Annotated in this window: 23 protein-coding genes; 10 read left to right on the forward strand and 13 right to left on the reverse strand. The window is 64.1% G+C overall.

All coding sequences use genetic code 11. The features are described 5' to 3' along the window. Positions 1 to 117: 117 nt before the first annotated feature. From ACL9RJ_RS12625 to ACL9RJ_RS12635, 3 genes are all read right to left on the reverse strand, one after another. The gene (locus tag ACL9RJ_RS12625) at positions 118 to 711 is read right to left on the reverse strand and encodes an HAD family hydrolase (protein WP_017123396.1); all 594 of its coding nucleotides are present in this window, start codon (positions 709 to 711) and stop codon (positions 118 to 120) included. Then, positions 708 to 1,577 carry an acyl-CoA thioesterase II gene (gene tesB / locus ACL9RJ_RS12630; protein WP_177083998.1) on the reverse strand — a complete coding sequence of 290 codons (870 nt, stop codon included), beginning with the start codon at positions 1,575 to 1,577 and terminating at the stop codon, positions 708 to 710. The genes ACL9RJ_RS12625 and tesB overlap by 4 nt, the downstream gene beginning before the upstream one ends. A gap of 155 nt (positions 1,578 to 1,732) precedes the next feature. Beyond that, positions 1,733 to 2,302 carry a GNAT family N-acetyltransferase gene (locus tag ACL9RJ_RS12635; RefSeq protein ID WP_177118141.1) on the reverse strand — a complete coding sequence of 190 codons (570 nt, stop codon included), beginning with the start codon at positions 2,300 to 2,302 and terminating at the stop codon, positions 1,733 to 1,735. A gap of 93 nt (positions 2,303 to 2,395) precedes the next feature. Between ACL9RJ_RS12635 and ACL9RJ_RS12640 the strand changes: the two genes are divergently transcribed. After that, complete coding sequence (locus ACL9RJ_RS12640; RefSeq protein WP_017123393.1) at positions 2,396 to 3,316, forward strand: histone deacetylase family protein; 921 nt, start codon at positions 2,396 to 2,398, stop codon at positions 3,314 to 3,316. A 273-nt stretch (positions 3,317 to 3,589) separates the two neighbouring features. Then, positions 3,590 to 4,828, forward strand: coding sequence for a TIGR03862 family flavoprotein (locus tag ACL9RJ_RS12645; RefSeq protein WP_042934388.1), 1,239 nt, complete (start codon positions 3,590 to 3,592; stop codon positions 4,826 to 4,828). A 180-nt stretch (positions 4,829 to 5,008) separates the two neighbouring features. Here the strand turns inward: ACL9RJ_RS12645 and ACL9RJ_RS12650 are convergent, their stop codons facing one another. After that, positions 5,009 to 6,349, reverse strand: coding sequence for a DEAD/DEAH box helicase (locus tag ACL9RJ_RS12650; RefSeq protein WP_017123391.1), 1,341 nt, complete (start codon positions 6,347 to 6,349; stop codon positions 5,009 to 5,011). Between the two features lie 57 nt (positions 6,350 to 6,406). Then, entirely contained in the window at positions 6,407 to 7,297 is an 891-nt protein-coding gene (gene yedA / locus ACL9RJ_RS12655) for a drug/metabolite exporter YedA (protein WP_017123390.1), read from the reverse strand. A 158-nt stretch (positions 7,298 to 7,455) separates the two neighbouring features. Here yedA and ACL9RJ_RS12660 point away from each other — a divergent pair, with 158 nt between their 5' ends. Beyond that, positions 7,456 to 7,929: an Lrp/AsnC family transcriptional regulator gene (locus ACL9RJ_RS12660; protein ID WP_017123389.1), complete on the forward strand. Its 474-nt coding sequence runs from the start codon at positions 7,456 to 7,458 to the stop codon at positions 7,927 to 7,929. 342 nt (positions 7,930 to 8,271) lie between these two features. On the opposite strand, the gene ACL9RJ_RS12665 is transcribed toward ACL9RJ_RS12660, so the two are convergent. Then, the gene (locus tag ACL9RJ_RS12665; protein WP_256260521.1) at positions 8,272 to 8,634 is read right to left on the reverse strand and encodes a BRO-N domain-containing protein; all 363 of its coding nucleotides are present in this window, start codon (positions 8,632 to 8,634) and stop codon (positions 8,272 to 8,274) included. On the opposite strand from ACL9RJ_RS12665, the gene ACL9RJ_RS12670 reads away from it, so the two are divergent. Beyond that, entirely contained in the window at positions 8,539 to 8,763 is a 225-nt protein-coding gene (locus ACL9RJ_RS12670; protein ID WP_017123387.1) for a hypothetical protein, read from the forward strand. The genes ACL9RJ_RS12665 and ACL9RJ_RS12670 overlap by 96 nt on opposite strands. Before the next feature lie 480 nt (positions 8,764 to 9,243). Here ACL9RJ_RS12670 and ACL9RJ_RS12675 read toward each other — a convergent pair whose 3' ends face one another. From ACL9RJ_RS12675 to ACL9RJ_RS12685, 3 genes are all read right to left on the reverse strand, one after another. After that, positions 9,244 to 9,855 carry a 3'-5' exonuclease gene (locus ACL9RJ_RS12675; RefSeq protein WP_017123386.1) on the reverse strand — a complete coding sequence of 204 codons (612 nt, stop codon included), beginning with the start codon at positions 9,853 to 9,855 and terminating at the stop codon, positions 9,244 to 9,246. 128 nt (positions 9,856 to 9,983) lie between these two features. Then, positions 9,984 to 10,463 carry an NYN domain-containing protein gene (locus ACL9RJ_RS12680; protein WP_017123385.1) on the reverse strand — a complete coding sequence of 160 codons (480 nt, stop codon included), beginning with the start codon at positions 10,461 to 10,463 and terminating at the stop codon, positions 9,984 to 9,986. Positions 10,464 to 10,616: 153 nt separating this feature from the next. Further along, positions 10,617 to 11,369: a DUF2076 domain-containing protein gene (locus tag ACL9RJ_RS12685; RefSeq protein ID WP_017123384.1), complete on the reverse strand. Its 753-nt coding sequence runs from the start codon at positions 11,367 to 11,369 to the stop codon at positions 10,617 to 10,619. A gap of 180 nt (positions 11,370 to 11,549) precedes the next feature. Between ACL9RJ_RS12685 and ACL9RJ_RS12690 the strand changes: the two genes are divergently transcribed. Together ACL9RJ_RS12690 and ACL9RJ_RS12695 are read left to right on the forward strand one after the other, a co-directional pair. Further along, positions 11,550 to 12,212, forward strand: coding sequence for a YciC family protein (locus ACL9RJ_RS12690; protein WP_017123383.1), 663 nt, complete (start codon positions 11,550 to 11,552; stop codon positions 12,210 to 12,212). 88 nt (positions 12,213 to 12,300) lie between these two features. Then, positions 12,301 to 13,383, forward strand: coding sequence for an endonuclease/exonuclease/phosphatase family protein (locus tag ACL9RJ_RS12695; RefSeq protein ID WP_422765302.1), 1,083 nt, complete (start codon positions 12,301 to 12,303; stop codon positions 13,381 to 13,383). A gap of 137 nt (positions 13,384 to 13,520) precedes the next feature. Here the strand turns inward: ACL9RJ_RS12695 and hrpB are convergent, their stop codons facing one another. Further along, positions 13,521 to 16,052 carry an ATP-dependent helicase HrpB gene (gene hrpB / locus ACL9RJ_RS12700; RefSeq protein WP_177146749.1) on the reverse strand — a complete coding sequence of 844 codons (2,532 nt, stop codon included), beginning with the start codon at positions 16,050 to 16,052 and terminating at the stop codon, positions 13,521 to 13,523. 109 nt (positions 16,053 to 16,161) lie between these two features. On the opposite strand from hrpB, the gene ACL9RJ_RS12705 reads away from it, so the two are divergent. Both ACL9RJ_RS12705 and ACL9RJ_RS12710 read left to right on the forward strand, forming a co-directional pair. Further along, positions 16,162 to 16,581, forward strand: coding sequence for a polyribonucleotide nucleotidyltransferase (locus tag ACL9RJ_RS12705; protein WP_177107057.1), 420 nt, complete (start codon positions 16,162 to 16,164; stop codon positions 16,579 to 16,581). A gap of 60 nt (positions 16,582 to 16,641) precedes the next feature. After that, positions 16,642 to 17,532 (forward strand): cation diffusion facilitator family transporter, encoded by an 891-nt coding sequence (locus ACL9RJ_RS12710; protein ID WP_017123379.1) that lies wholly within the window; start codon positions 16,642 to 16,644, stop codon positions 17,530 to 17,532. Here ACL9RJ_RS12710 and ACL9RJ_RS12715 read toward each other — a convergent pair whose 3' ends face one another. Next, the gene (locus ACL9RJ_RS12715; protein ID WP_103033146.1) at positions 17,533 to 18,675 is read right to left on the reverse strand and encodes a DUF6515 family protein; all 1,143 of its coding nucleotides are present in this window, start codon (positions 18,673 to 18,675) and stop codon (positions 17,533 to 17,535) included. A 427-nt stretch (positions 18,676 to 19,102) separates the two neighbouring features. Between ACL9RJ_RS12715 and ACL9RJ_RS12720 the strand changes: the two genes are divergently transcribed. Together ACL9RJ_RS12720 and ACL9RJ_RS12725 are read left to right on the forward strand one after the other, a co-directional pair. Next, on the forward strand, positions 19,103 to 19,582 hold the full coding sequence (locus ACL9RJ_RS12720) for an Lrp/AsnC family transcriptional regulator (protein WP_042934386.1): 480 nt from the start codon (positions 19,103 to 19,105) through the stop codon (positions 19,580 to 19,582). 100 nt (positions 19,583 to 19,682) lie between these two features. Then, positions 19,683 to 19,892 carry a DUF2788 domain-containing protein gene (locus ACL9RJ_RS12725; RefSeq protein ID WP_017123375.1) on the forward strand — a complete coding sequence of 70 codons (210 nt, stop codon included), beginning with the start codon at positions 19,683 to 19,685 and terminating at the stop codon, positions 19,890 to 19,892. Here ACL9RJ_RS12725 and ACL9RJ_RS12730 read toward each other — a convergent pair. Then, on the reverse strand, positions 19,887 to 20,519 hold the full coding sequence (locus tag ACL9RJ_RS12730; protein WP_244861786.1) for a pseudouridine synthase: 633 nt from the start codon (positions 20,517 to 20,519) through the stop codon (positions 19,887 to 19,889). The two genes, ACL9RJ_RS12725 and ACL9RJ_RS12730, sit on opposite strands and share 6 nt — an antisense overlap. A gap of 194 nt (positions 20,520 to 20,713) precedes the next feature. Beyond that, positions 20,714 to 22,186 carry an AMP nucleosidase gene (gene amn / locus ACL9RJ_RS12735; protein ID WP_167331609.1) on the reverse strand — a complete coding sequence of 491 codons (1,473 nt, stop codon included), beginning with the start codon at positions 22,184 to 22,186 and terminating at the stop codon, positions 20,714 to 20,716. Between the last annotated feature and the right edge of the window lie 56 nt (positions 22,187 to 22,242).

Genomic DNA, 22,242 nt, shown 5'->3' on the forward strand with positions numbered 1-22,242 from the left:
CCTGGACCGGCCCCTTCGCCGCGATGCGGCGCCCCGACAAGCCAGCTCCCACGGTGGATCGCGCAAGGCGCCACAATGCGATCCCATGTGGGAGCTGGCTTGCCAGCGATGCGGCCCTCAAGCCGACAGCATCTCCCGCAACGCCACACAATCCTCGGCATGCCAGTCCGTGAGCTCCGGCCACGGGTTATCCGGCAGGTTGACCAACACCGTCCGTGCCCCCGCCGCCCGTCCGCAGTCCAGGTCGAAGCGGTAATCGCCGACCATCACCATCTCGGCCGGCGCGACGTCCCAGGCCTCGGCCAGTTTCAGCAAACCACCCGGATGCGGCTTGGGCGGTGCGTCATCGCGGCCCAGCACATCGGCTTCGGCAAAGCAGTCGGCCAGACCGATGGCCTGCAGCGTCACATGGGCCAGTTCGCGAGCATTGCGCGTCAGGATCCCCAGGCGATAACCCCGTCCGGCCAGCTCGCGTACCAGCTCCACCGCACCGACCGCCGCTTGCGAGCCCAGGGCCAGATCCCGCTCATGCTCCAGCAACCAGGCATGCTTGGCCGCCGCCTCGTCGGCCGGCAGCGCTGCCAGGTGGGTCAGGATGTCGTCTTCCGGAGGAATCGACAGGGCCACGCGAATGGCGGCGAAATCATGCACGGCAACGGTCAGGGTGCCATCCATGTCGAACACCCAGTGACGAACCTCGGACAAACTCATGACCAATCCTTGCGATGCCGGATCAGACCTTCCTGGGTCACCGACGCCACCAGCACACCGGCGCGGTTGTACACGCTACCGCGGGAGAAACCACGGGAATTGCCGGCCCAAGGACTGTCCATCGCATACAGCAGCCAGTCGTCGGCGCGCAGGTCGGCGTGGAACCACAGGGCATGGTCGAGACTGGCGACCTGCATATCCTTCTGCCACACCGACTTGCCATGGGGCAGCAGCGAGGTGGTCAGCAGGCCGAAGTCCGACGCATAGGCGAGCAGGTACTTGTGCAGCGCCGGCGAGTCGGCCAGGGCACCGTCGGCGCGGAACCAGACGTACTTGACCGGGTCCGACGGCTGCGGGTTGTAGGGGTCCTTCTCGGTCACCGGGCGCACTTCGATCGGCTTCGGGCACAGCAGCTTGTCACGCATGTGCTCGGGGATCAGGTGGGCGCGTTGCTGGGTGATTTCCAGCTCCGACGGCAGGTTCTCCGGCCCCACCACCTGCGGCATGCTGCTCTGGTGCTCGAAACCCTCTTCGTCGTACTGGAACGAGGCACTGCAGGTAAAGATCGGGTGGCCCTTCTGGATCGCCGTCACCCGCCGGGTACTGAAGCTGCCGCCATCGCGTACGCGGTCAACCGAATACACCACCGGCAGGCCGGCATCCCCGGGACGCAGGAAATAGCCGTGCAGCGAATGCACATGGCGCGCTTCCTCGACGGTCTGACTCGCCGCCGACAGCGACTGGCCCAGCACCTGGCCGCCAAACAGCTGGCGAAACCCCAGGTCCTGGCTGCGCCCGCGAAAGAGGTTTTCCTCGATGGGCTCCAGGGTCAGCAAGTCGACCAGGTCTTCCAGCACTTGGCTCATTCAAACGCTCCTCACACAGGGCAATACGGTTCACTTAAAGACGATATCAAGCCATCCGTGCTTGTAATGGCCGAGCCTTGAACAACTCGCCACAGGCCTTGAATGATACCGCGTTTGCCATCAGCGGCGGTGCAGCGGATCGGCCAACCCCGGGGTTATCCGTGCAGGGTTTCCAGCCACTGGTCGCGGCTGATGCGGTACAGCACGTGCTTGCGCAACGGATGATCGTCGGCCAGCCTGGGGTGTTCGAAGTCGCCCAGGGGGTCATGGTGCATGCCGATGGCCTGCATGACCTTCTGCGAAGGGGTGTTGGTCTCGGTGGTGAAGGCCACCACTTCTTCCAGCGCCAGGCGATCGAAACCGCAGCGCAGGGAAGTCCATGCGGCCTCGCTGGCATAGCCCAGGCCCCAGTGCTCGCGCGCCAGGCGCCAGCCCATTTCCACCGCCGGGGTGAAGGCCGCGTCGAAGTTGACATGGGCCAGGCCGGTCAGGCCGATAAAGGCGCCATTGTCCTTGCGCTCCAGGGCCCACAGGCCAAAACCATGTTCGGCGAAATGCCCGCGGATCCGTCCGATCAGCGCGGCACTCTCCAGGCGACTCAGCGCGACCGGGAAATAGCGCATCACTTGAGGATCGGCGCACATCCGGGCAAATTCCGGCAGGTCGTCATCGCGCCACTGACGCAGCAACAGGCGCGCGCTCTCGAGTTCCAGTATCGGCTCCATCAATCCCCCTCAGGATTCCTTGTAAAGCTGTTTCCCTGCTCGCAAGTGTATCGCGCTGATAAGATCCTTCACTCATTCCTACATGAATTCGCCATGCCGTTGCCTTTGATCTACCACGATGACTACAGCCCGGACTTTCCACCGGAGCATCGTTTCCCCATGGACAAGTTCCGCCTGCTGCGCGATCACCTGGTGGACAGCGGCCTGACCCGCGACCCGGAGCTGCTGCGCCCGCAGATCTGTCCCGTGGATATCCTCGCCCTGGCCCATGACCGCGGCTATATCGAGCGCTACATGGCCGGCGAGCTGTCCCGCGAGGACCAGCGCCGCCTCGGCCTGCCCTGGAACGAAGCCCTGGCCCGGCGTACCGTGCGCGCGGTCGGCGGTTCGCTGCTGGCCGCCGAACAGGCCCTGGAACACGGCCTGGCCTGCCACCTGGCCGGCGGCACCCACCACGCCCACTACGATCACCCGGCGGGCTTCTGCATCTTCAACGACCTGGCAGTGATCAGCCACTACCTGCTGGCCAGCGGGCGTGTCGACCGGGTGCTGATCTTCGACTGCGACGTGCATCAGGGCGACGGCACTGCCCGTATCCTTGAAGACACTCCCGAAGCCATCACGGTTTCCCTGCATTGCGAGAAAAACTTCCCGGCGCGCAAGGCCCGCAGCGATTGGGACATTCCCCTGCCCATGGGCATGGGCGATGCCGACTACCTCAAGGTGGTGGATGACGCCCTGAATTACCTGCTGCCGCTCTACCAGCCGGACCTGGTGCTGTACGACGCCGGAGTGGATGTGCACAAGGACGATGCCCTGGGCTACCTGAAACTGACCGACGAAGGGGTGGCGGCCCGCGATGAACGGGTCCTGCGCCATTGCCTGGGCCGGGATATCCCGGTGGTCGGCGTGATCGGCGGCGGCTACAGCAAGGACCGCCAGGCCCTGGCGCGGCGCCACGGCATCCTGCACCACAGTGCGCAGCGGGTCTGGACGTCATCAGGTTGTCACTGAAGCCTGCTCGCTTACCCACAATGCCTGTGGAACCGCCTGTGGATAACCTGAGTGAAATGCGCTACAGCCCGCGTAAAGAAAGGGCTACAGATGGCTGTATGTTTTTCGTACAGCCCTCCTGATGAGCCCGGCAGTTCCCCTGTGGGAGTGGGCTTGCCCATGAAAGTCCCACCGCGGTTTTATCGACATACCGCGTTTTCGTTTTTCGTGGGCAAGCCCACTCCCACAAGAAAACGTAGAATGCCCGCCTATCACGCCACTTCGCAGCCCGCCATGACCCGTACAGCCTCCTCCCCCTCTCCCCGCGTCGCCATTATCGGTGGCGGCCCCGCCGGCCTGATGGCCGCTGAAGTCCTGAGCCAGGCGGGCGTCCGGGTCGACCTCTACGATGGCATGCCGTCGGTGGGACGCAAGTTCCTGCTGGCCGGCGTCGGCGGCATGAACATCACTCATTCCGAGCCCTACCCGGCGTTTCTTTCGCGGTATGCCGAGCGCGCCCCGCAGATCGCCCCGATGCTGCGGGCCTTTGGCGCCGACGAGCTGTGCGAGTGGATTCACGGCCTGGGGATAACTACGTTTGTCGGCAGTTCCGGCCGGGTCTTTCCCAGCGACATGAAGGCCGCCCCGCTGCTGCGCGCCTGGCTCAAGCGCCTGCGCGATGCCGGGGTAGTTATCCACACCCGCCATCGCTGGACGGGCTGGCAGGAGGGCAAGCTGGTTATCCACAGCCCGGACGGTGAAACCATGGTCCAGGCCGACGCCACCCTGCTGGCCCTGGGCGGCGGCAGTTGGGCGCGCCTGGGCTCCGATGGCGCCTGGTTGCCGTGGCTGGAACAACAAGGCGTGTCCGTCGCCCCGCTGCAGCCGAGCAATTGTGGATTTGAAGTCGAGGCCTGGAGCGAGCTGCTGCGCGACAAATTTGCCGGAGCCCCGCTGAAAAACGTCGCCATCGGCCTGCAACATAGCGTGCCACGCCTGGGCGAATGCGTGATCACCGCCAGCGGCATCGAGGGCAGTCTGATCTACGCCTTGTCCGCGCCGATTCGCGAGCAGATCAACCAGAGCGGCTCGGCGATCATCGAAATCGACCTGCTGCCGGGCAAGACCCAGGGACAGATCCAGGCCGCTCTGTCGAAACCGCGGGGTTCACGCTCCATGGCCAAGCACCTGCACAGCCAGGTCGGCATCGACGGGGTCAAGGCGGCGTTGCTGCGTGAGCTGACGGATGCCGCCTGCTTCGGTGACGCCGCTCGACTGGCCGGTGCGATCAAGGCCCTGCCGCTGAAACTGGTCGCCACCCGCCCGCTGGACGAAGCCATCAGCAGCGCCGGCGGCGTTCCTTTCGAAGCCATGGACGAACAGTTGATGCTCAAGGCGTTGCCGGGCGTGTTCTGTGCCGGCGAGATGCTGGATTGGGAAGCGCCGACCGGCGGCTACCTGCTGACCGCCTGCTTTGCCAGCGGACGGGTGGCGGGGAAAGGGATGCTGGAGTGGTTGCGGCGGCAGGCCTGAAGCAGCGGCCATTCACCGATCGTTCCCACGCTCCGCGTGGGAATGCAGCTCGTGACGCTCCGCGTCACAGATTCGCAGCGGACGCAGAGCGTCCGGGGAGGCATTCCCACGCGGAGCGTGGGAACGATCAACCTTCAGATCGCAATCGCCGGCAAGCCGGCTCCCACAAGGGCGCTCGCCTCAAGGCTTGCGTTTACGCGGCCCGGTGTTGAATACCGGCACCTTGCGCACCGGCTTGACCGGCGGCGCCACGTCTTCCGGTTTCTCGCCGCTGTCCACCCACTTGCCCAGGTTGCGCTTGCCGCCACCACCGGCAGCCTTGGGCTTTTTCGGTTTCTTCGGCTTCTTGACCACCTGCCCAGACGCATCGGTTTCCGGCACACGGTGCTCAGGCTCGAAATCCTGTTCTTCACGGCGGCTCAGCGCCTGGCGCGTCAGGGTCTCGATGGCCGACAGCAGGTTCACCTCATCGGCACACACCAGGGAAATCGCCTCACCGGTGGCACCGGCCCGACCGGTACGACCGATACGGTGAATGTAGTCCTCGGCGACGATCGGCAGATCAAAGTTGACCACCAGCGGCAGGTCTTCGATATCCAGGCCACGGGCCGCGACATCGGTGGCCACGAGGATCTGGATCTCGCTGGCCTTGAAGCGGTCCAGCGCCCGTTGACGGGTTGCCTGGGGCTTGTCGCCATGGATCCCGTCGGCGTTCACACTCAGGCCCTGGAGTTTTTCCACCAACTGATCGACACCGTTGCGGGTCTTGGCGAACACCAGCACCTGCTTCCACTTGTGCTTGCGCAACAGGTGCACGAAGAGTTCCGGCTTGCGCTTCTTGTCGACCGTCACCACCCACTGCTTGACGGTGTTGGCCGCCACGTTGCGGGGACTGACTTCGATACTCAGCGGATCATTGAGCATCTGCCCGGCCAGCAGGCGGATCGCATCGGAGAACGTCGCGGAGAACAACAGGGTCTGGCGCTTTTTCGGCAGGGCCTTGTAGATATTGCCCAGCTCTTCCTGGAAACCGAGGTCGAGCATGCGGTCGGCTTCGTCGAGCACCAGGGTCTGCAACTGGTTGAACTTGAGCGCGTTCTGGCGGAACAGGTCGAGCAGGCGCCCCGGCGTGGCCACCAGCAGGTCGACGCCCTTGCGCAGCTTCATCATCTGCGGGTTGATGCTGACCCCGCCATACACCGCATAAGTACTCAGCGGCAGGTGCTCGGCGTACTGGCGCACGCTTTCATGCACCTGCTCGGCCAGTTCGCGGGTCGGGACCAGGATCAGCGAGCGGACCGAGTTGGCGGCGACCTTCGGTCCTTCCATGGTCAGCAACTGCAACAGCGGCAGGGCGAAACCGGCGGTCTTGCCGGTGCCAGTCTGGGCCGCGGCCATCAGGTCGCGGCCGGCCAGCACGGCGGGAATGGCCTGGGCCTGGACCGGCGTCGGCGTCTTGTAGCCGAGGGTGTCCAGGGCCCGGGTCAGGGGTTCGATCAGGCCGAGAGTAGCGAATGTCATGCAGGTACCATAGGGAAAGTGTCAGCGCAGTGAAGCAATGCGCGGCAGTTTACCCTGTCAGGCCTCTTTCGGCTTGCGCCACTGCGGCAAACCGATCAGCACCACGGCGCTGATGATCACGCCCATGGCGATGCACTCGTGCCAGCCGATGTGTTCGTCGGCGAACAGGATGCCCAGCAACACCGCCACGGCCGGATTGACGTAGGCATAGCTGGTGGCCGCCGCCGGGCGCACATGCTTCAACAGGTACATGTAGGCGTTGAAGGCGATGATGGAGCCGAAGACGATCAGGTAGAGCAGCGCGAGCCAGCCTTCGGTCGAGGGCATCTGAGTCATGCGCTCCCCCCTGACAAAGCTGGCCAGCAGCAGGACCACGCCACCCACCAGCATTTCCGCCGCACTGGCCATGCCGCCGGGGGGCAGCGGCAGATGCTTGCTCCACACCGAACCGAAGGCCCAGGTCGCCGCGGCCAGCAACAACAGGACCGCGCCAAACGGACTGCTTTGCAGGTTGGAGCCCATGTTCAGCAGGGCGATGCCGATCAGGCCCAGCACGATCCCCGCCCATTCCAGGCCGGTATTGCGCGCGCCCCAGAAATAGCCGCAGAGCAGGGTGAACAGCGGCACCGTGGCCACCGTCAGCGCGGCGACACCGGAAGCCACGCCTGTGTGTTCGGCCAGGGTCACCGCGCCGTTGCCAAAACTGAGCAGCAGCACGCCGATGGCACCCGCGGCTTTCCATTGCCGCCAGGTCGGCGCCGGCACGCCGCGCCAGCGCTGATAGGCGTACAGCAGACTGCCGGCGATCACGAAGCGAATGCCGCCCATCATCAGCGGCGGCCAGGACTCCACGCCGATACGAATGCCCAGGTAGGTCGAACCCCAGATGAAATACAACGCGAAGAAGGCACCGATCAGCGGTAACGGAAAACGGCGTGGGGCAGGCATGGACGGCTCAGGGCAGGACAAGGGAGCGTTATTCTAGAAAGGCCATCGACAAATAATAAGTTACAAAACCGCGTTATCAGGCCGGTACACTTTCTAAAACATGGATATCACGGGTATAAACCGTGCTTTCGAAAGCTCGCGATCCAGAGGTCTTGTAGATGGACAAGTACGACCGTTTGATCCTCGGTGCCCTGCTGGAAAACGGCCGCGCCTCCTTCGCCGAACTGGCGCGCAAGGTCAACCTTTCCGCCCCGGCGGTGGCCGAGCGGGTGGCCAAGCTGGAGAGCAGCGGCGTGATCACCGGCTACCAGGCCAAGGTGGACATGGCCAAGATCGGCCTGCCGATCCAGTGCGTGATCGAGTTGCGGCTCAACCAGCACGGCAGGCAACAGGTCTATGACGACCTGGCGCAGATCCCGCAGATCACCGAATGCCATCGGGTGACCGGCGATCCCTGCGTGATCATGCAGGCGGCGGTGGGCTCGATGGGAGAGCTGGAAGGATTGATCAACCGGATTGCCCAGTTCGGTTTCAGCAAGACCTCGATCGTGCTGTCGAGCGCCGTCGAGCCGCGGGTGCCGTTGGGGCATCTGGACACGAATGGCAAGGTGAAGAGCCTGCATTGCGTCTGAACGTTCGTGTTTGCCGGTTTTGGGGGCGCTTCGCACCCCATCGCGAGCAAGCTTGCTCCTACAGGACCGCGTCGTGCACGGGCCATGTGTACGCCGCAAACCCTGCATGCCAGCAGGCTTTTAGCGGCCTGGAGGGCTGCGCCACAAGATCCCGGCGCCCCTCCCTGCACAGGCCGGAGCAAACACAAATCCCGTGGGAGCCTGGCTTGCCAGCGAAGCTTTTATCGGTATCGAGGACTTCTGCGCAGCGTTCCGACCCCCCCCGCCTCTCAGGATTGGCTTCGTACACAGGCTTCGAGTACATCACCGTCCTGTAGGAGCAAGCTTGCTCGCGATAGCTATCTACCAGACTCTGCCACAACCGCTGACGGGCACCACCTGCGGCATATCACGCAGGCGGATCCAGGGCTCCTTGCGCCAATGCAGCAGGCTCAGCGCACCACCGTTCCATTCCAGCAAGCCCAGGCTCGGGGCCTGGGTCAGGGCCAGTTGCGGCTGGTCGCGCAGCATGGGTAATACCTGGTGCGTCAGCCACTGGCGCAGATGCCGGTTCTCCGGCAGGTAGTGATAGACCAGCATGGCGTAGACACCCGACTCGCTGAGCATCAGGTGTTCTTCTGCTCCGCCATTCCCCTGCAAGCTCAGCAGTCGACGCTGATCCGAATCAAGCTTGATCGCTTTGCGCTCATGCCACTCGATGCCCATCAGGTACCCGATATCACGGGCGCAGAACCAGGCTTCGTCATGCAGGAGCAAGGCGCGGAGTTTGCGGTGGTGACGAGTAAATATTTGCGGTTCGAAAGCAACGTTAACGGCAAGACCAAGCTGCTCTGACACGTCATAAGCACTACCGTTATCAAGAAGGTTTTGTATGGTTTCAGCGAGACTTTCGAGAATGACTTTTCCCATTTTGGAATACTCCGAGAGATTCAAGGAGCTGCCATATAAAGCCTTCCTACGGACTTGGGTGGCAGCCGTACGCGGGGTAGGAACCGAGCTCTCTCGGACACTCGGCCACGAATCAACGTGCCCGCGCACGGCCACCATAAGGGGCACGCTGGCTAAAAAACCAGCGAGTATGGTGGATGCTCAGTATCGAAAGAGTCAATTGCAAGGGTTCCTACGCCCTGTCACCGATTTGGCGATGACCGGAAAAGGCTAGCGTTGCCAGCTCATCCCGGAAAGACAGCACGGATCGCCACAGGAAGTACGACATTTCCTAAAAAATGCGGGACAAAAGCGCTACTTGAGAGGTAGCTCCGGCCAGCCAGGGAGCCTGAAGCAGAGCACGGGCTTGTGGCGGGCGGGCTTGCCTCAGGCCACCCGATACCGCCTCAAATGCTCTCCCACCTTCGCCGCCGGTACTTTCTGCAATTTGCACAGCAGGTCGTGAGACAGCTCGCGCAGCCCGTGCTTTTCGCGCAGCTCGCCGGCCAGGTGCGCCAGCAGGTTCGCGGCCATCTCGGCGTCGGCCATGGCCCGGTGCGCCTGGCCGGTATGCGGCAGCCGCGCGTAGGCGGTCAGGGTGCCCAGCTTGTGGTTCGGCGCCGCCGGCATCAGGCGTCGCGCCAGCAACAGCGAGCAGGCGAAATTCTGCAGGCGCGTGCGCTTGATGCGACCCATCTCGAAGTCCCAGAACTTCTGGTCGAACGCGGCGTTGTGGGCCAGCAGCGGCGTGATGCCGACGAATTCGTTGACCTCGTTCATCACCCGCTCCGCCGAGGGCGCCGTACGCAACATTGCGTTGCTGATGCCGGTCAGTTGTTCGATAAAGGCCGGCACCCGCACCCCGGCGTTCATCAGGCTCTGGTAACGGTCGACGATGCGCCCCTCTTCCAGGATGACCACGGCGATTTCCGTCGCCCGGCAGGCACTGCTCGGCGAGATCCCGGTGGTTTCAAAGTCGATGACGGCAATACGTTCCAAAATCCAACCCTTTCAAATAGTCCGTTGATCGCTCCCCCGGCGCGACAGGGAATACGCGTTGCTTCAGAAATGGACGCGGAGCGTCCAGGACTGCGTTACCACGCGGAGCGTGGGAACGATCAGGCCCATCAGTTTTTCAACAACAGTGCGCCTTCGATGGGCACGTAGCGGCTCGCCGCGCGGATCAGCGAGTTGGCCGTCAACCCCGGCACGCCATAGGCCACCGCCTCGACCCCATGCTTGCCGATGATGCGCTCGAGCAGCAGGTCAAAATCGCCATCACCGGACGCCAGCACCACCTCGTCGACGTTCGGCGCGGCATCCATGATATCGATGGTGATACCCACGTCCCAGTCACCCTTGGCCGAACCGTCGCTGCGCTGGATGTACGGCTTGAGTTTCACCGTGAAGCCCAGGTTGCGCAGGATCTGCTGGAACTGCTGCTGCTTGCTGTCGCCACGGTCGATCGCATAGGCATAGGCTTCGACGATCTGCCCGCGCTGGCTGATATCAGCCCACAGGGCGGCATAGTTGAAGTGACAACCGTAAGCCTGGCGCACGGTGTAATAGAGGTTCTGAACGTCGGCGAACACTGCGATTTTCTTCACCGTGAATCCTCATGGCGCAGACGCGCACTGGCGGGGGTGACGGACACTCGAAAGCGAGTAGACGCGCAGTATGCCAGCCCGAGGCAAGATTCAGCGAACAATCAGCCATGCAAACGCAGTCCGGAGCGCCAGGGCGCCCCGGACTGGAGAGGATCAGACGTAGGAATCGTCGTCAGAGAAAGAAGAGGAACTGTCGTCGCTGTAGTCGCTGTCGAGGAAGCCGCCCTGGTCGTTGTTGCCCCAGGAGTCGTTGTTGGCCATGCGCTGGTCATCGCCCCAACCGCCGCCGTTGTTGCTCATCGGGCTCGGCTCGATGATTTCCTCGATGATCTGCGGCTGCTGCTGGTTGTGATGGAACAGGCTGCTGATACCTTCGGCCAGCATCACACCACCGGCAACGCCGGCCGCGGTTTTCAGCGCGCCACCGAGGAAACCGCTGCCGATAGGGGCAGCCGGGGCCGCCTGTTGCGGGGCGTAGGCGGGCTGCGGGTTGTAGTTCTGCTGTGGCGGGGCATTGAATGCCGGGCGCGCCGGCTCACGCCAGCCGCCACCGGAGTTGCCGGGAGCCGGAGCCGGTGCCGGATCACGACTGCCACCACCAAAGATGCTCGACAGGAAACCACCGCTGCTCGGCGCCGGCGCGGCGCTCTGGGCGCGAGCCTGTTGCAGGTCGGCCTGGGCCTGCTGCAATTGGGCCTGGAGTTGCTTGTTCTGCTCGTCGAGACTCTTGATCGCGTGCTCTTGCACCAGGATCGACTGAGTCATGTAGTACGCCGCAGCCGGTTGGCGCGCCAGATGCTCCTTGATCCGCGCCTCGGCCAGGGCGTCACGCGGGGCTGAATCCTTTTCGGCTTGTTGCAACCGTGAAAACAGTCCATCGATCAGGGTTTGCTCTTCGCTGTTCATGGCGACCTCATCAGATTGCCGGGTAGAAATCGGTCGCCCTGGCCGATACGGCCCGGGCGTACATCAGTTATGGGGCTGTTACAGGAAGTTTCAATGATCCTTACGTAACGTTTACATTTGAGTGTCGACCCGCCTCATCGGTTAAAGTGTCGCTTTGCTTTGACCTTCGATAGCGAGCCCATGAACCCGCTCACCATATTGCGCGACTCCCTGTATTTCTTCCGGCGCAACCTGGGCCAGATCGCCCGCCTCTGCCTGCCGCTGGTGATCTTCGAGGCCGTCCTCCAGCAACTGCTGGACAACGCCATCGGCCCCGATGCCTCGCCCGCCTACGACCTGTTGGCCGGACTGCTGGTGTACCCGCTGTACACCGCGGCGCTGATCCTGTTTCTCGATGCCCGGACCCGCGGCGAAACCCCGCTCAATCGCGACCTGCTGGCCATGTCCCTGCGCCTGTGGCCGCGCATGGCGCTGCTCTCGGCGGTGAATACCGTGGCCATCGTGCTCGGGCTGTCGTTGTACTTCATTCCCGGCATCTGGCTGACCGTGGTGCTGGCCTTTGCCGAATACCAGCTGGTATTGCGCGGCCGGGAACCGCTACGGGCGATGAAGGAGAGTTTCAACCTCAGCCGCGGGCATTTCTGGCGGATCTTCACCTGCATCCTCTGTGTCATGGGACCGCTGTGGCTGCTCAAGGGCCTGAGCGCCAGTGCCTATCCCGAGCCACAGAATCCGCTGCTGACACTGGTCATCGACAGCGCCCACAGCTTCCTGCAACTGTTCACCAGCGTCGTACTCTTCCGGCTGTACATGCTGATCAGCGAAAAGTCTGACAGGGGCTAACGGGACAATCCCTCACAATAGAGGGTTAGGCGGTGACAAGGCGGTCGGTTATGCTCCCCTCCATATTGCAACGTCATAAGCCGAGCCCATGACCCGTCTATTACGTTACACGCTCTTGAGCATGGCCCTGGTCGCCGGCCTGCTGGGCCTTTTCATCTACACCCTGAGCTGGCATCCCGACAGCAAGGAAACGCTGCCGGTCAGTTGTACCGCCCAGGCGCCGGTGCTGGTCGCCGGCCAGGCCCTCAAGGTGATGACCTGGAACATCCAGTACCTGGCGGGCAAGCGCTATGTGTTCTGGTACGACATGGCCGACGGCAGCGGCAAGGACGAGCGCCCGACCAGCGAAGACATGGCCTTCAGCCTTGACGAAGTGTCGCGGGTCATCCGCGACGAGCAGCCGGATATCGTGCTGCTGCAGGAGGTCGATGAGAACGCCAAGGCCAGCGCCTACCAGGACCAGCTCAAGCTGCTCCAGGAGCGTGTCGCCGACCTGTACCCGTGCAGCTCGCAAGCCTTCGACTGGAAGGCGGACTTCGTGCCCGACTGGCATATCTTCGGCAGCGTCGGGCGCAAGCTGGCGACCCTGAGCCGCTACCAGATCGAGCATGCCGAGCGCCTGCAACTGCCCCTGGTCCCGGCCAACCTGATCCAGCGCCAGTTCCAGCACCGCCAGGCACTGCTGCTCAATTACCTGCCGCTGAGCGATGGCGGGCAACTGGCGGTGATCAACACCCAGCTGGCGCCCTTTGCCCAGAACGACACCCAGTTGCGCCAGGTGCAGGCGACCACCCGCCTGCTGGATAAACTCGAAGGCCAGGGCACGCCATGGCTGATCGGTGGCGATTTCAACCTGCTGCCCCTGGGCCAGTACCTGCGCCTGCCACCAAGGCTGCGCGGCGGCTACTCGGCGGACAGCGAGCTGCATGTCCTGTGGGACAAGTACCCGATGATCCCGAGCAACAGCGAAGCCAGCGGCATCGACCGCGAGCAATGGCTGACCCATTACCCCAACGATCCCGGGGTCAGTGGCCCGGACCGCACCCTGGACTACTTCTTCTACAGCGCCAAGATGAGGCGGGTCGAGGCGCAGGTCCGCCAGGACGACACCCTGAAAATCTCCGACCACCTGCCGGTGATTGCGCGCTTCCTGCTGCCGCCAGCGCGATAAACACCCCCGGGGTCCTGCGAGGGCGGGCCTGTGTGAGCTGCCTTGTGGGAGCGGGCTTGCCCGCGAAGAACGATAACGCGCAGTTCCTGGAACACCGCACAGCCTCATTCGCGGGCAAGCCCGCTCCCACACGATCCCTACTTGCGCGGCTTGATCCGCGCCGTCGCCTCCGCCACCAGCGGGTCGTCCGGCCAGTAGTGCTTGGGGTAACGGCCCTTGAGGTCTTTCTTCACTTCGGCGTAGGTGCTGCGCCAGAAGTTCGCCAGGTCCTGGGTCACCTGCACCGGGCGCCGTGCCGGTGACAACAGATGCAGCTTCACCACCTGGCGGCCGCCGGCCACCCGCGGCGTCTCGGCCAGCCCGAACAACTCTTGCAGGCGCACCGCCAGGATCGGCGGCTGTTCGCTGTAGTCCAGGCGGATCGACGACCCCGACGGCACGCTCAGATGATGCGGCGCCAGCTCGTCGAGACGCTGGGGCAACGGCCAGGGCAACAGGTTGTGGACAATATTGGCCAGCTCCAGGTTGGCGAAATGACTGAGCCGCGAAACCCGGCCCAGGTACGGCAGCAGCCAGTGTTCCAGGGTCGCCAGCAACGCCTTGTCGCTGACATCCGGCCATTCGCTCTGGCCCTTGTCCGCCAGGTCCAGCTGGCGCAACAACGCCACCCGCGCCTGCCATTGGCGCAGTTCCGGCGTCCAGGGCAGCAGTTCCAGGCCCTTGCGCCGCACCAGGTTGACCAGCGCCTGGCTGCGCGCCGCCTCATCCAGGCCGGTCAGGGGTTCGCGACTGAGGACCAGTTCGCCGACCTTGCGCTGGCGTTCGGCCCGCAATACGCCCTCGCGCTCGTCCCAATCCAGTTGATCGACGTTGCTCACCTGTTCGGCCAGCACCGTGTCGAACAGGGCCGGATCGAATTCCGCGGCCAGGTAGATCCGCTCTTCGCGCTGGCCCTGGCGACTGCCCAGGTCGGCGATCACCAGCCAGGGCTGTTTCATCAGGCTGTCGGTTTCGCTGAACAGCGCCGCACGGCCGTTGGCCAGGCGATACTCGGCGCCACCCGCCCGGCGTTGCTGGGCGACCCGGTCCGGATAGGCCAGCGCCAGCAGCGCGCCCAACCAGCGTGGATGCTCGGGATCGGCCACCGGCTCGCTGGCCTTGCCACGCAGATAGCCACGGTATTGTCGCGCCAGCTGCCGGGCGCGCTGCACGCCGCCCTGGCCGCCACGCGCCACCCGCTCCTCGCCGGCCAGCAAGGCCAAGCGGGTGTGCAGGTCGGCGCCGCCACCGCGCTGGATATCCCGTTCGCCCAGCAGCGCGGCGACATCGCAGGCCATGTGCGCCAGGCCCAGCGCCTGCCCGCGCAGCAGCAGGTGGGCGATACGCGGGTGGGCCGGCAGTTCGGCCATGGCCTGCCCGTGGCGGGTAAGGGTCCAGTCTTCGCCCGGCTTGGCCGTCAACGCCCCGAGGCGCTGGAGCAGGTCCTGGGCCTGGGCGTACGCGGCAGCCGGCGGTATATCCAGCCAGACCAGTTGGATCGGGGTCACGCCCCAGCGCGCCAGTTGCAAGGCCAGCCCGGCGAGGTCGGCCTGGAGTATCTCGGCGCTGCCGTAGGCCGCCAGTTGCTCGTGCTGGGCCTCGGACCACAGCCGATAACACACACCGGGCTCCAGGCGCCCGGCCCGGCCGGCACGCTGGGTGGCACTGGCGCGGGAAATCCGCTGGGTGTCGAGGCGGGTCATGCCGCTGCCCGGATCGAAACGCGGCACCCGCGCCAGCCCCGCATCGATCACCACCCGCACGCCATCGATGGTCAGGCTGGTCTCGGCGATATTGGTCGCCAGCACCACCTTGCGTTTGCCCGCCGGAGCCGGCTCGATGGCGGCACGCTGGGCCGACAGGTCCAACTCGCCATGCAACGGGCACAAGAGGATATCCGCGCGCCCGCCCAGGGATTCTTCCAGTTGCTGGTGGACCCGACGAATCTCTGCCTGCCCGGGGAGGAACACCAGCAGGCTGCCACTCTCATCATCGATCGCTTCGAGTACCGTCTGCACCACCCGCGGCTCGATGAATTCGCCGGGCTGGAAGGCCCGCCCCCAGCGGGTCGTCACCGGGAACATGCGGCCCTCGCTGCGCACCACCGGCGCATCGTCCAGCAGGCTGGCCAGGCGTTCGCCTTCCAGGGTCGCGGACATCAGCAGGATCTTCAGCGGCTGCTCATCGCGAAACATTTCGCGACCATTGAGGCTCAGGGCCAGCGCCAGGTCGGCATCCAGGCTGCGCTCATGAAATTCATCGAAGATCAGCAGCCCGACGCCCTCCAGTGCTGGATCGTCCTGCAACCGGCGGGTGAGAATACCTTCGGTGACCACTTCGATCCGCGTGTTGGGACCGACCTTGCTGTCCAGGCGGATGCGATAGCCGACCGTTTCACCGACCTTTTCCCCCAGTTCGCTGGCCAGCCGCTCGGCCGCTGCGCGGGCCGCCAGGCGACGTGGCTCGAGCATCAGGATGGTCTGCCCGGCCAGCCATGGCTCGTGCAACAGGGCCAGCGGCACCCGGGTCGTCTTGCCCGCGCCGGGCGGGGCTTCGAGCACGGTTTCGTGGCGTTCGCCCAGGGCCTGGCGCAATGCAGGCAAAACTTCATCAATCGGCAAGGAAATCATGGTGGCTCCAAAACTGACTGCCGAGTATAACGGCGAACTGCACGGCATTAATCAGGGTCTCAAGCGTTGACCCTTGTATAGTTTCGGCTTTCCTCCAGGAGATCTTTGCATGCGTATTCCTTCACGCGTTATCGGTGGTGTGCTGGTCGCCACCTTGCTGACCCAGTTGACCGCCTGTGGTTCGATTTTCTTCCCGGATCGCCGCGGCCAGATCGAAGGCAAGATCGACCCGCTGGTGGCCGGGCTCGACGCCATCGGTATCCTGTTCTATGTACTGCCCGGCCTGATCGCCTTCGGCATCGACTTCGCCACCGGCGCCATCTACCTGCCTGGCGGCACCACCGCGCAGATCGCCCCGCAGAAACTCCGGGAAGCCATCGGCGCCGACGGCCAGGTCGACAACACCAAGCTGCAGGCCATCATCCAGGCCGAACTGGGCCAGACCCTGCCGCTCAACGACCCCCGCCTGATCCAGCACAAGGGCAGCCTGCAACAGCTCGCCATGTACGGTCTGCGGCCGTCCGCCTGAGCCCTGATCGCCCCTGATGCCTGACCGCCCCGATACCCGAGAAGAAGGATCGCCTCACCCATGAGCAGCAGCCCGGAACACGCACGCCTGTTACGCCTGGCCACCCGGGCCTCGGTGTCGGTCGCCTGTATCCTGATCGTGACCAAGGCCATCGCCTGGTGGTTGAGCGGCTCGGTGAGCATGCTCGCCGGATTGACCGACTCGCTGCTCGATGGCGTGACGTCATTCCTCAACCTGCTGGCGGTGCACTATGCCCTGCGCCCGGCGGACGACGACCACCGTTATGGCCACGGCAAGGCCGAGTCGCTGTCGGGCATGGCCCAGGCGCTGTTCATTGCCGGTAGCGCGGTGTTGATCGCGGTGCAGGCGGTGGAGCGGATCAAGCATCCGGAACCGGTGGGCGCGCCGTGGATCAGCATCGGTGTGATCGTACTGTCACTGGCGCTCACCGCCGCCCTGCTGGTGCTGCAGCACCGGGTCATTCGCGAAACCGGCTCCACCGCCGTGCGCGCCGACTCGCTGCACTACCGTTCGGACATGATGCTCAACGGCAGCATCCTGCTGGCCCTGGTCCTGGCCAGCTTCGGCTTCGCCCAGGTCGACGCCTGGTTCGGCCTGGGGATCTCGGTCTATATCCTGTGGAGCGCTATCCAGATCGGCCGTGAAAGCTTTGCCGTGCTGATGGATGAAGAGCTGTCACCGCAGATCAGCCAGCACATGCTCGAACTCGCCAAGGGCGTGCCGGGGGTGCTCGGTGCCCATGACTTGCGCACACGGGTTTCCGGCAACCACTGGTTCGTGCAGTTGCACCTGGAGTTGCCGGGAGAGTTGACCTTGTCGGTGGCCCACGGCCTCAGCGACCAGGCGGCCGACGCGATCCATGCCGCCTACCCGAAGGCCGAAGTGCTGGTGCACGCCGACCCCCGGGAGGTGGTGAAACGCCGCGACTGATCAGTAATTGACCTGGTAGCCGCGACTGCTCAGGCAGTTGCCCTGGGCCTGGCGGTAGGTCTGCACCACCGCCGGATCCGGTGCATAGGTGACATTGGCCGGATCGAAACCGCTTTGCTGCACGGCCCAGCGATAACAATCCTCGCCGTCCTGCTGCACCTGCTGCGGGCTCTGGCCGTTGGCCGGATACGCCACCACGTCATAACCATTGCCCGACGGCGCGGGAGCCACCTGCGGCGCGGCGGTGGGTGGATCGACGACCACGTAGTCCTGGGTGTCTTCCTGATAGAGGTAGTAGGCACCCGCCGCGAGGAAAAACAGCGAACTGCCGACCCAGACTTCCCGCGCGTAATCGGGCAGGTAGCTGACGCGGATCCCCCGCGGCGGCGCGACCACGACATAGCGCGGCCCCTGCGGACGGTACCAGTAGCCGCCGGAGAAGAAGTAGTCCTGGCCACGGTACGGCACACGCCAGTTGCGGTCGGGGAAGCGGTCGACCACATAACCCGGACGATATTGCGGCCCCGGGCCCCAGCCATTGCCATGACCGGACGGACGCCCGGCCCAGCGATGATCGTTGGGATGATCGAAGCTACCGCCGGGGCGGCCGTTGTTGTTGCCCGGCTGCCACCCCGGATTGGGGTTGTAGCCATTGCGCCGGGGAATGTCCGAGTAGTTGCCGCGCAGCGGTTCCTGGGTCTGGCGCACGGTGTCGGGCCGGCCCTGGATCGGCAGGTTGTTCTGCGGCAGTGGCGGTGCCGGACGCGCCTGCTGGTTCGGGTCGTTCTGTGGCGGGCGGGCCTGCCACTGGCCGCCAGGGTTTTGCTCATGGCGTTCGAAACGCTGGTTGTTTTCCGGACGAACCTGATTCACCTCCGGCCGCACCTGTGGCTGCGGGCGAACTTCCGGCGCTTGCGGCCGTGGTTGCGGAGCCTGTGAACGTGGCTGATTGTTTTCCGGCCGTGGCTGATTGTTCGCCGGACGTCCCTCGTTACCGCCAGGTCGTCCTTCGGGGCCCCGCTGGCCGCCGTTGGGATGTGGATGTTGCTGATTATCGTCACCCCGGTCTTCAGCCAGCGCTTGCGCACCGACACTCATACAGAGCAAGCCAACACCTGCCAAACGCCAGATGCGCGATTTCATGCGGTTCCTCACTGCGGTTCAGGGCATACCCATAAGACTGGGAAAGCGGATTCCGGTTCTGCAACACTTTATCAGTCGCGCAACTTATTTCGCGCAATAAAAAAGGGAGGCCCGTCGGCCTCCCTTTGGAGAATTTCGTCCGTGCTCGGCGCTTTTGACGCCGGCTCACCTCACACCGTCTTCTGGACCGTGTGCAGCCCGGGGGCCGGGGCAACCCTGTAGGATTGTCGGCCGCGGCGCGCCTGATTCGGCGGGCCGCTGTGGACTCTATGTCCGGGCAGTGATTCTGTTGCAGTGATTCTGGTGATAAGAATAGGCCTGACGCGACGACAGAGGATTGCGAACATTGCTCGGATAAACATAACTTGCGCAATAATTCGCTTCAGATAGATAATTCAGCGCAATAGTTATGAGAAAGGCCTGAATGATGAGCAAACTCGACCGATACGACCTGAGCATTCTGGCGGAATTGCAGCGCGATGCCCGCATCTCCAACCAGGAGCTGGCCGAACGCATCGGTCTGTCGCCGTCGCCATGCTCGCGACGGGTCAAGCAACTGGAAGACGACGGCTACATCTCGCGCCAGGTCGCCCTGCTCGACCGCAAGATGCTCGGCCTGAGCCTGACCGCCTATGTGCTGATCGGCATGGACCGGCATACGCCGGAACGCTTCGAGAACTTCGAAGCGGCGATCCGCACCCTGCCCCAGGTCCTGGAATGCAGCCTGGTGACGGGGATGGATGCCGACTACCAGTTGAAAGTCGTGGTGCCGGACATGGACCACTACCAGAAGCTGCTGCTGGGGCACCTGACCCGTATCGAAGGCGTAACCAGCGTGCGCTCCAGCTTTGTGCTGAACCAGGTGCTCAACAGCACCGAACTGCCATTGACCCACCTGCGCAACTGAAGCACGGGGCCTGAGTCAAACCGACGCAGGTCAATGTCCCCGGGTTCCCCCTGGCGTATAATCGGCCGGCTTTTTACCCCGCTCGCGCTGGAGAGATTCGATGGATCCTGCCGTTTTCGAAGAGTGGATGATGACCGGCCTGGTCAGCATCCTGATCATTTTCATGGGCTTCATCGTCTGGGACCTGGCGAAAAAATCCAAGGCCGGGCGCTTCGGCACCTTTATCCTGTTCTTCGTGCTGGGCCTGGGTATCGCCGCGTTCGTGATCAAGAGCGTGGTGATCGGCCTGATCGAGTCCGGTTCCCTATAAGCTCGCTGGGACTTCCTTCCACTGGCCCTGATCGAGTCCTTCGAGGGTCCAGTCCCCAATACGCACCCGCACCAGGCGCAAGGTCGGCAAACCGACCGCCGCCGTCATCCGCCGCACCTGACGGTTACGACCTTCACGAATGATCAGTTCCAGCCAACTGGTGGGAATGCTCTGGCGAAAGCGCACGGGCGGGTTGCGCGGCCACAGTTCCGGCGTTTCCAGTGCCCGGGCCTGGGCCGGCAGGGTCATGCCGTCGTTCAGCTCGACGCCCTTGCACAAGCGCTCGATCTGCTCCGCCGTCGGCACACCTTCGACCTGCACCCAGTAGGTTTTCGCCAGCTTGTGCTTCGGATCGGCGATGCGCGCCTGGAGCTGGCCATCATTGGTCAGCAGCAGCAGGCCTTCACTGTCGCGGTCCAGGCGCCCGGCCGGGTAGACACCCGCCACGTCGATGAAATCCTTGAGGGTCGCGCGCCCCTCACCGTCGCTGAACTGGGTCAGCACATCGAAGGGTTTGTTGAACAGGATCAGCTTGGGTTCGACAGGCGGCGCCTTGGCGACCCGACGCGGCGCAACGGGGCTTTTCGCAGCCGAACGGCGTACGACGGGACGGGGTGGTCGGGACATGGCGACGGAGGTATCTGCAGATCAGGAGCCGTCATGCTAGGGCGTACCGGCTTTTTTTTCCAGACGCGGTTCCGTGGGAGCCGGCTTGCCGGCGATGGCGTCCTGCGCAGCGCAGCAAAGCTTCAGGGCCTCATCGCCGGCAAGCCGGCTCCCACAGCAAGCGGATTTCACCCCACCGACGGGGTGAATCGCCCTTAACGGAACGGCGGCTCGTCAAAGCTGCGCAGCTTGCGCGAATGCAGCGAGTGCAGTTCGGTACGCAGCAGGTCCACCGCGGCGATGCCGATCTTCAGATGCTGGCTGACGGCACGCTCGTAGAACGCGTTCGCCGAGCCCGGCAGCTTGATTTCGCTGTGCAGCGGCTTGTCCGAGACACAAAGCAAGGTGCCATAGGGCACGCGCAAGCGATAACCCTGGGCGGCGATGGTACCGCTTTCCATATCCACGGCCACCGCCCGGGACAGGTTGATCAGCGGACGTTCCTGGGCCCAGCGCAGCTCCCAGTTGCGGTCGTCGTAGGTCAGCACGGTGCCGGTGCGCAGGCGCTTCTTGAGATCGTCGCCCTTCTCCCCGGTGACGTTGGCCGCGGCCTGTTGCAAGGCCATCTGCACTTCGGCCAGGGCGGGGATCGGGATATTCGGCGGTACCACCCGATCGAGAATCCCGTCACGCCGCATGTAGGCGTGGGCCAGCACATAGTCGCCGATGGTCTGGGATTGGCGCAGGCCCCCGCAGTGGCCGATCATCAGCCAGCAATGGGGGCGCAACACCGCCAGGTGGTCGGTGATGTTCTTCGCGTTGGACGGGCCGACGCCGATATTCACCAGGGTCACGCCATGACCATCGTTGGCCTGCAGGTGATAGGCCGGCATCTGGTAGCGATGCCAGACCACCGCGGCGGCAATGGCCTGGGCATCGGCGTAGTCCATGCCCTTGTCGATGATCACGTTGCCCGGCAAGACCATGCGCACGAAGCGCGGGTCGTCGCGCAGTTGCTCCAGGCCATGGAGGATGAACTGGTCGACATAACGATGGTAGTTGGTCAGCAGGATCCACGGCTGCACATGGCGCCAGTCGCTGCCGGTGTAGTGCACCAGGCGGCGCAGGGAGAAATCGACACGGGCGGCGTCGAACAGGGCCAGGGGCAACGGCGAGGTGTTTTCCCAATCATGCAGGCCGTCGGCGATGCCATCGGTGGCGGCGGACAGGTCGGTGCTCGGGAAGACCCGCGCCAGGGCCGCGGCGGTCACGCCGGAACCGGCCAGTTCATCGCCCTGCTCGACGACGTAGGGATAAGGGATGTTCTGTTCGCTGACGCCGACTTCCACCGTCACGGTGAAATCGCGCATCAGTGGCACCAGCTGTTCCAGCAGGTATTTGCGAAACGCGGCCGGATGGGTGACGGTGACGCTGTAGGTGCCTGGCAACTGGACCTTGGCGTAGGCGCGGGTGGTCGCCGGAACTTCGCCCTGGTAGGTGTAGGTCAGGCGCAGTTCGGGGTAGCGGAACAAGGCGCGCTGTTCGGCATCGGGCTCGACGCGGTCCTTGAGGTAACGCTTGAGCGCCTGGCTCAGGGCCGAGGTAGCACGCTCATGGAGTTCGGCCAGGCGGTCTACGGCCTGTTCGGGGGATTGCACGACAATAAAAGCTTCGGTCACGGAGAGCATCCTGTCTTCTGATGTTGCAGACCTTCATCTTGCCTGCAACATCGTCGGACGGAAAC

Origin of the sequence: Pseudomonas sp. Mn2068, assembly GCF_049319725.1 — a bacterium.
GTDB classification, from domain to species: Bacteria; Pseudomonadota; Gammaproteobacteria; order Pseudomonadales; family Pseudomonadaceae; genus Aquipseudomonas; species Aquipseudomonas gingeri.

Coding starts and splice junctions, on each gene's coding strand:
- ACL9RJ_RS12730 (WP_244861786.1), bottom strand. CDS start 20,519: ATGTCCCGACCACCCCGTCCCGTCGTACGCCGTTCGGCTGCGAAAAGC.
- ACL9RJ_RS12685 (WP_017123384.1), bottom strand. CDS start 11,369: ATGAACAGCGAAGAGCAAACCCTGATCGATGGACTGTTTTCACGGTTG.
- ACL9RJ_RS12645 (WP_042934388.1), top strand. CDS start 3,590: ATGACCCGTACAGCCTCCTCCCCCTCTCCCCGCGTCGCCATTATCGGT.
- ACL9RJ_RS12625 (WP_017123396.1), bottom strand. CDS start 711: ATGAGTTTGTCCGAGGTTCGTCACTGGGTGTTCGACATGGATGGCACC.
- ACL9RJ_RS12640 (WP_017123393.1), top strand. CDS start 2,396: ATGCCGTTGCCTTTGATCTACCACGATGACTACAGCCCGGACTTTCCA.
- ACL9RJ_RS12650 (WP_017123391.1), bottom strand. CDS start 6,349: ATGACATTCGCTACTCTCGGCCTGATCGAACCCCTGACCCGGGCCCTG.
- ACL9RJ_RS12705 (WP_177107057.1), top strand. CDS start 16,162: ATGCGTATTCCTTCACGCGTTATCGGTGGTGTGCTGGTCGCCACCTTG.
- yedA (WP_017123390.1), bottom strand. CDS start 7,297: ATGCCTGCCCCACGCCGTTTTCCGTTACCGCTGATCGGTGCCTTCTTC.
- ACL9RJ_RS12695 (WP_422765302.1), top strand. CDS start 12,301: ATGACCCGTCTATTACGTTACACGCTCTTGAGCATGGCCCTGGTCGCC.
- tesB (WP_177083998.1), bottom strand. CDS start 1,577: ATGAGCCAAGTGCTGGAAGACCTGGTCGACTTGCTGACCCTGGAGCCC.
- ACL9RJ_RS12660 (WP_017123389.1), top strand. CDS start 7,456: ATGGACAAGTACGACCGTTTGATCCTCGGTGCCCTGCTGGAAAACGGC.
- amn (WP_167331609.1), bottom strand. CDS start 22,186: ATGCTCTCCGTGACCGAAGCTTTTATTGTCGTGCAATCCCCCGAACAG.
- hrpB (WP_177146749.1), bottom strand. CDS start 16,052: ATGATTTCCTTGCCGATTGATGAAGTTTTGCCTGCATTGCGCCAGGCC.
- ACL9RJ_RS12690 (WP_017123383.1), top strand. CDS start 11,550: ATGAACCCGCTCACCATATTGCGCGACTCCCTGTATTTCTTCCGGCGC.
- ACL9RJ_RS12665 (WP_256260521.1), bottom strand. CDS start 8,634: ATGGGCATCGAGTGGCATGAGCGCAAAGCGATCAAGCTTGATTCGGAT.
- ACL9RJ_RS12715 (WP_103033146.1), bottom strand. CDS start 18,675: ATGAAATCGCGCATCTGGCGTTTGGCAGGTGTTGGCTTGCTCTGTATG.
- ACL9RJ_RS12720 (WP_042934386.1), top strand. CDS start 19,103: ATGAGCAAACTCGACCGATACGACCTGAGCATTCTGGCGGAATTGCAG.
- ACL9RJ_RS12725 (WP_017123375.1), top strand. CDS start 19,683: ATGGATCCTGCCGTTTTCGAAGAGTGGATGATGACCGGCCTGGTCAGC.
- ACL9RJ_RS12635 (WP_177118141.1), bottom strand. CDS start 2,302: ATGGAGCCGATACTGGAACTCGAGAGCGCGCGCCTGTTGCTGCGTCAG.
- ACL9RJ_RS12710 (WP_017123379.1), top strand. CDS start 16,642: ATGAGCAGCAGCCCGGAACACGCACGCCTGTTACGCCTGGCCACCCGG.